The sequence below is a fragment of the Lysobacter sp. Soil_N_23 genome, assembly GCF_057656135.1.
In genome coordinates this window covers 118181-125024 of record NZ_JBDGKY010000014.1, presented here as the reverse complement: position 1 = coordinate 125024, position 6844 = coordinate 118181, and the positions used below count along the sequence as shown (strand labels likewise).

Genomic DNA, 6844 nt, shown 5'->3' with positions numbered 1-6844 from the left:
CGCCCCTTAGTCGGACATCCTGTCCGAATGCGGGGCGCGGGACATCCATGTCCCGCTGCGGAGCAATCCCCGGCCCGTCGGACGACGCTCCAGCAATTCGTTGCGCGGCCCTCACCCCAACCCCTCTCCCGCAAGCGGGAGAGGGGCTCCCACCGTCATTGGAAGACCGTCATCCCCGCGAAGGCGGGGACCCAGTGACGTTACGCCCATGAGCTCCCCGCTCCCTCACTCGGGAGACGAACCAAAACAATCCCCGGCCCTTTCCAGGGCCGGGGATTGATGTGGATGCTATATCCGATGCCGGGTCGGTATGCCGGCACGTGCACCTTGGTCAGGTCTGGAACGACTTGCCCGGTTCCGGCACGTGCGCTTCCTGTTCCATCCGATAGAACCGGTTGGCGACGAAGAAGCCGAACAGCGACCAACCCAGGAAGATGCAGATGCCACCCAGCACGATCGCCTCGGTGCCGGAGCTGTAGAGGGCATAGAAGCTGTAGATCGTGGCGATCAGCGCAATGACGTTGGTCAGCCGCGCCTTGGTCTTGGGAATGTTGGCCACGTTCTGGATGGTGACGATGGCTGCCATCGACATCACGTACGGCACAAGGTTGGTCACCACCGCCAGGTTCACGACCTTGCCGAAGGTCTCGCTCAGGTCCGGGCTCGCCGTCATCAGCGCCAGACCGGTCTGGACGGCAAGCAGGATCAGCATGCCGGTGATCGGCGTACCGATCTTGGTGACGCGGCTGAAAACCGACAGGAAGTAGCCCACATCCGCCGAGCTCTTGAACACCTGGGCAACGGTGAACTGCCAGCCCAGCAGCGAGCCGATGCAGGCGATGACCATCAACGCAGTCACGGTCTTGCCCACGCCCGGGCTGAACATGTACTCGTACGCGAGCCCGAACGGCGCGCTGGACTTGGCCAGCTCGGCGTTGGGGATCATGCCGGCGATCACATTGGTCGAAACGATGTAGATGACGGCGGCGCCGATCGTCGCGACGAGCACTGCGATCGGCACGTTCTTCTCGGGATTCTCGACGGCGTCGGCATTCGCGCAGGCCGATTCCAGCCCGAGGAACGCCCACAGAGTGACCGAGATCGAACTGCCAACTGCGGCCCAGAAGCTCATCTCATGCGGGTTCCACGCAGCGGCCCAGGTGCTCGGGCTGAACCAGAACCAGCCGATCAGCGAGATCAGCACCACCGGCAGGATCACGCCCCACACCGTTACCGAACCGATCTTGCCGGTGATGCTGGCGCCGCCGAAGTTGGCGAACGTGGTCAGCCACAGCAGCACGATGGTCCAGAAGCAGGTCTGCATCGGGCTCAGAGTTGCGCCGAACAGGACGGTGGCATAGCCCACTGCGGTGACGCCGATGGCGACGTTGCCGATCACCAGTGACAAACCGTAGGTGTAGTTCGCCATGTAGTTGCCGCCCTTGCCGAAGGCGTACTCGGCGTAGCCACCCATGCCGCCGGGCTTCTTGCTGAGCATGCCGCAACGGGCGAAGACGTAGGCAAGGGCAATCGAGCCGCCGGCGGTGAAGAGCCAGGAGAAGATCGTGATCGTGCCGATCTCGGCCAGCTTGCTTGGCAGCAGGATGATGCCCGAGCCCATCATGTTGACCAGCGTGATGACGGTCAGCTGGAACACATTCATTTTCTGATGGGACTCGCTCATGACAGGCTCCGTTGGGTGGATCGGAACTTCAGGCGTTGCAAGTCGTGCTGGAATCGGTCCGCGATGGGCGGAAGGGGTGCCTCGGAATTCGTGTCGCGAAGGACTCGTCGTGCGGACACAAACGACGGTGATGCGCGGCAGAACAAGATGCGCGCGAAACGGAAGCGATGGTTCGAACCCGGCAGTGCCTGGACGTGGCGGACAAGGCCAGTTGACGGCAGTGCTTCCCCCGGTTCATCTGGAGATCGCCGCGAGATTTTCACAGCGCTTGTAATCTCCGCGTGAAACCCGGACCGGCGCCACGCGGTGCTGACGAATGGTCGCCCTCACACTGGCGAAACGCTCACAACTGACTTGCTAGGGTGCGCGCATCTGCGGGCCGGATTGACCGCCCGTGGATGCCCCATTGCCAGACGACAAGGAAGAGGACTCCTCCATGAGCATTCCCCTCGAACGCTTCTTTCGAATCCTTGTGGTCGGCGAACACAGTGGCGTGGTCGCCCAGGTGATCGAGGACGAACTGCACTTCCCGGTGACCTCGATCGATCTGGAACAGATCCCGCAGGCGATCCGTGGCGGCGCCGACCTCGGCGCGATCGTCGTCGCCCGCGACGGTGCCCAGGCCGTGGTGGACGCCCGCGATGAGCGTGGCCTGCGCATGCCGATCTTCATGATCAGCGGTCGCGACGACGAAGCGCTGGCCGAGCCCTTCCTCAAATCGCTCGACGGCGTGCTGATCGCCGACCTGGAAACCCGTGACTTCTACGAGAAGCGTCTGCTCGCATCGATCGAGCGCTATGCGCTGAGCCTGCGCACGCCGTTCTTCGGCGAGTTGATGAAGTACGACTACGACGCCAACCGCACCTGGGCCTGCCCGGGGCACCAGGGCGGGCAGATGTTCATGCGCCATCCGGTCGGCCGGCTGTTCTACGAGCACATGGGCGAGAACGTGTTCCGCGACGACATCTGCAACGCGATGGTTGCCCTTGGCGACCTGCTGATCCACGAAGGGCCGGCACTGGCTGCGCAGCGTGGCGCGGCCAAGGTCTTCCAGTCCGATCGCACCTACTTCGTCCTCAATGGCACGTCATCCTCCAACAAGGTGGTCAACACCTCGTTGCTGCGCAGCAAGGACATCGTGCTGTTCGACCGCAACAACCACAAATCCAACCACCATGGCGCGCTGTTGATGGCCGGTGCGATTCCGATCTACCTGGAGACCGACCGCAACGGCTTTGGCATGGTCGGGCCGATCGACTGGTCGGCGTTCGACGAGACCTCGATCCGCGACAAGCTCAAGCACCATCCGCGCCTGGCCGGGACCGATGCCTGGAAGCGCGAGCGCCCGATCCGCGTGGCGATCATCGAGCAGTGCACGTATGACGGCACCGTCTACAACGCCCGCAAGGTGCTGGAGAAGATCGGCCACCTGTGCCAGTACATCCACTTCGACGAGGCCTGGGCCGGGTTCGGCGCGTTCCATCCGCTGATGGAGGACCACTTCAGCATGGGGCTCAAGCTCGATGGCGATTCACCCGGCGTGATCGCCACGCAGTCGACGCACAAGCAGCTCGCAGGTTTCTCGCAGGCCTCGCAGATCCACGTGCGCGACGAGCATATCCGCGACAAGCCATTCCGCGTCAACCACAAGCGCTTCAACGAGATGTTCATGCTGCAGGCATCGACATCGCCGTTCTACCCGCTGTTCTCCAGCCTCGACGTCAATGCGCAGATGCATGCCGACAAGGCCGGACGGGTGCTGTGGGACGACATGGTCAAGCTCGGCATCGAGGGGCGCAAGGCGGTGCGCAGGCGCTTCCCCGGCTTCATCAATCCGTTCGTGCCGGACAAGGTCGAGTACGAAGGTCGCAGCGTGCCGTGGGAGGACGTGCCGACCGAGGTGCTGGCGCGCGAGCAGGCCTACTGGCAACTGGCGCCCGGCGCATCCTGGCATGGCTTCCGCAACCTGGGCGAAGACGCGGCGATGGTCGACCCGACCAAGCTGATGCTGACCACGGCCGGAATCGATGCGGCCACCGGCAACTACGCCAAGAGCGGCATCCCGGCCACGATCCTCGCCAACTTCCTGCGCGAGAACAATGTCATCCCGGAGAAGAACGACCTCTACAGCATCCTGTTCCTGATGACCCCGGCGGTGGGCGAGGGCAAGATGGCGATGCTGCTGGCCGCGCTCGAACGCTTCCGCGACCACTACGAAGCCGACAGCCCGCTGGCCGAGGTCGTGCCCGGCCTATACCAGCGCAACGAAGCGCGCTATCGCGACTACTCGCTGCGCCGGGTCGCGCAGGAGATGCACGACTACTTCGTCGCCAAGGACATCAAGGAACTGCAGCGGCTCAGTTTCCGCTACGAGTCGTTCCCGGAACAGGCGATGTCCGCGCGCGAGGCAAACGAAGCGCTGGTCGGCGGCGAGGTGGACTTCGTGCCGATGAGCGAAGTGTCCGGACGGATCGCTGCAACTCTCGCGCTGATCTACCCGCCGGGCATCGGCATCATCATTCCGGGCGAGCGCTACGACGCCAAGGCCAAGCCGATGATCGACTACTTCCTGGCGTTCGAGGAGAACTGCAACCGCTTCCCGGGGTTCTCCTACGAGGTCCAGGGCGTCTACCAGGTCCAGGAAGAAGGCCGGATCCGCTTCTACACCTACGTCGTGCAGGAATGAGTACTGGCGCGGCGCACGTGGGTTTTATCCGGAATTTACGCCGCGTGGGATGAAGTCGCCGCGGCCCACCTTCACTGGCAGCCGCGTAGCGGCGCCAGGCATACAGAGGAATCGCCATGTCCATGACCAACCCTTGGGTGCTGTATGTCACCACCGACCTTCCCGATCAGGGCTCGGCCTATGCACTGGCGCTCACGCGGCTGGGCCAGGCAGTGCAGGACCAGGGCATCGAGGTGCTGCGCGCGCACAGTTGCGAGGACGGGCTGATCATTGCCCAGGGCTCGGCCTCCTACTCGTGCGTGGCGATCGACTGGGACCTGGGTGAAACCGCCCGCATGAGCGAGAAGGCGGTGCTGGAGATCATCCGCGCGGTGCGCGAGAAATCGCTGCGCATCCCGATCTTCCTGCTCAGCCGTGGTGTCACCACCCGCAACCTGCCGATGAGCGTGGTCCGCGAGGTCCGCGAGTACGTGAACCTGATCGGCGAGACGCCGGAATTCTTCGCCAAGCGCGTGCGCTTCGCCATCGACGATTATCACAACGGCATGCTGCCGCCGTACTTCAAGGCGTTGAAGAAGCTGACCGAGGAGGGCACCTATCAGTGGGATGCCCCGGGTCACATGGGTGGCGCGGCCTACCTCAAGCACCCGGCCGGCGCCGAGTTCCACCGCTTCTTCGGCGAGAACATCATGCGCGCCGACATCGGCATCTCCAATGTCGAGCTGGGCTCATGGCTGGACATCGAGGGGCCTCCCGCGGAATCGCAGCGGATGGCGGCGCGCGTGTTCGGCGCCGACTGGACCTTCTATGTGCTGGCCGGTTCGTCGGCCTCCAACCGCATCGTCGTGCAGGCGGCGGTCGGCAACGATGAGATGGTGGTGGTCGACCGCAACTGCCACAAGTCGCTCAACCACGCGATGACGCTGGCAGGGTCGCGGCCGGTGTACTTCCAGCCCAGCCGCAATGGCTACGGCATGATCGGGCTGATTCCGCCCAAGCGGTTCGCCAAGGCGCATATCGACAAGCTGGTTGCCGATTCGCCGCTGGCCGCGGGCGCCAGGTCGAGCGCGCCGGTGCACGCGGTGGTCACCAATCCCACCTACGACGGCATGCTCTACAACGTCGACAAGGTCGCCGAGATGCTGGCGGACAGCGTGCCGCGCGTGCACTTCGACGAGGCCTGGTACGCCTACGGGAAGTTCCATCCGCTGTTCAAGCACCGCTTCGCCATGGGCGTGCCGCGCGACATGAAGAACCGGCCAACAGTATTTTCGGTGCAGTCCACGCACAAGATGTTGCCGGCGTTCTCGATGGCGTCCTACATCCACGTCAGCAACAGCGAGCGCGGCAAGATGGAATGGGCTCCGATCAAGGAAGCCTTCATGATGCACGGCACCACCTCGCCGTTCTATCCGCTGATCGCCTCGCTGGATATTGCCAGCGCGATGATGGACGAACCGTCCGGCAGTGCGCTGCTGCGCGAGACGGTCAGTTATGCGGTCGAGTTCCGCAAGGCGGTGGCCTCGGTCAACAAGCGCTTCAAGGAAGAGGGCGAGTGGTTCTTCTCGTTGTTCCAGCCCGATCAGGTCACGGTCGGCAAGAAGAAGGTCGACCTGGCCGACGCGGCGACCGACGTGCTGTGCAATGACCCCGGATGCTGGACGCTGCGCTCCGGCGAAAGCTGGCACGGCATCCCCGATGAGGTCGTCGCCGGCGACTTCTGCATGCTCGATCCGACCAAGGTCACCATCCTGTGCCCAGGCACCGACGCCAAGGGCAAGATCGCCAAGCGCGGCGTTCCCGGCACGATCCTGTCGAAGTTCCTTGACGCGCGCCGCCAGGAGATCGCCCGCACCGGTGACTACACGGTGCTGGTGCTGTTCTCGGTGGGTACCACCCAGGGCAAGTGGGGCACGCTGCTGGAGACGCTCATGGCGTTCAAACGTCTCTACGACCGCAAGGCCCCGCTCGAGGAGGCCCTGCCGGAGCTGGTTCACGCCTACCCGCGGCGCTATGGCGGCATGACGTTGCCGCAACTATGTGACGAGATGCACCAGGTGATGACCGAGCTCGATCTGCAGGCCATGGCCAATGCAGCGGGTGAGGTGTTGTCGGAGCAGGTGCTCACGCCCTCGGCGGCCTATCAGCAGCTGATCCATGGCCAGACCGAGGAAGTCCGGATTGCCGACCTGCCAGGTCGCGTGGCGGCGTTGATGATCGTGCCCTATCCGCCTGGCATTCCGGTGCTGATGCCGGGCGAACGCGTCGAGGCCGGGGGCGGGACGATCGTGAAGTTCCTGATCGCCGTGGAAGCCTTCGGCAAGCGTTTCCCCGGCTTCGGGCGCGAAGTGCAGAACGTGCACGCCGACGGCAACGGCGACCTGTGGGCCAAGGTCACGCTCGAAGGCGTGGCAGGCAAGGCTGCCAAGGCGACCAGGCCGGCGAAGAAGGTGGCCCGGAAGCGCTGACCTTGT

The 6844-nt window shown here is 64.1% G+C and carries 3 protein-coding genes; 2 read left to right on the top strand and 1 reads right to left on the bottom strand.

The window, feature by feature from the left end:
* Positions 1-331 precede the first annotated feature (331 nt).
* Positions 332-1684 carry a putrescine-ornithine antiporter gene (gene potE / locus AC3A3X_RS12145; RefSeq protein ID WP_487583280.1) on the bottom strand — a complete coding sequence of 451 codons (1353 nt, stop codon included), beginning with the start codon at positions 1682-1684 and terminating at the stop codon, positions 332-334.
* 436 nt (positions 1685-2120) lie between these two features.
* Between potE and speC the strand changes: the two genes are divergently transcribed.
* Both speC and AC3A3X_RS12135 read left to right on the top strand, forming a co-directional pair.
* On the top strand, positions 2121-4370 hold the full coding sequence (gene speC / locus AC3A3X_RS12140) for an ornithine decarboxylase (protein WP_487583279.1): 2250 nt from the start codon (positions 2121-2123) through the stop codon (positions 4368-4370).
* 122 nt (positions 4371-4492) lie between these two features.
* Positions 4493-6838 (top strand): Orn/Lys/Arg family decarboxylase, encoded by a 2346-nt coding sequence (locus tag AC3A3X_RS12135; RefSeq protein WP_487583278.1) that lies wholly within the window; start codon positions 4493-4495, stop codon positions 6836-6838.
* Positions 6839-6844 lie beyond the last annotated feature (6 nt).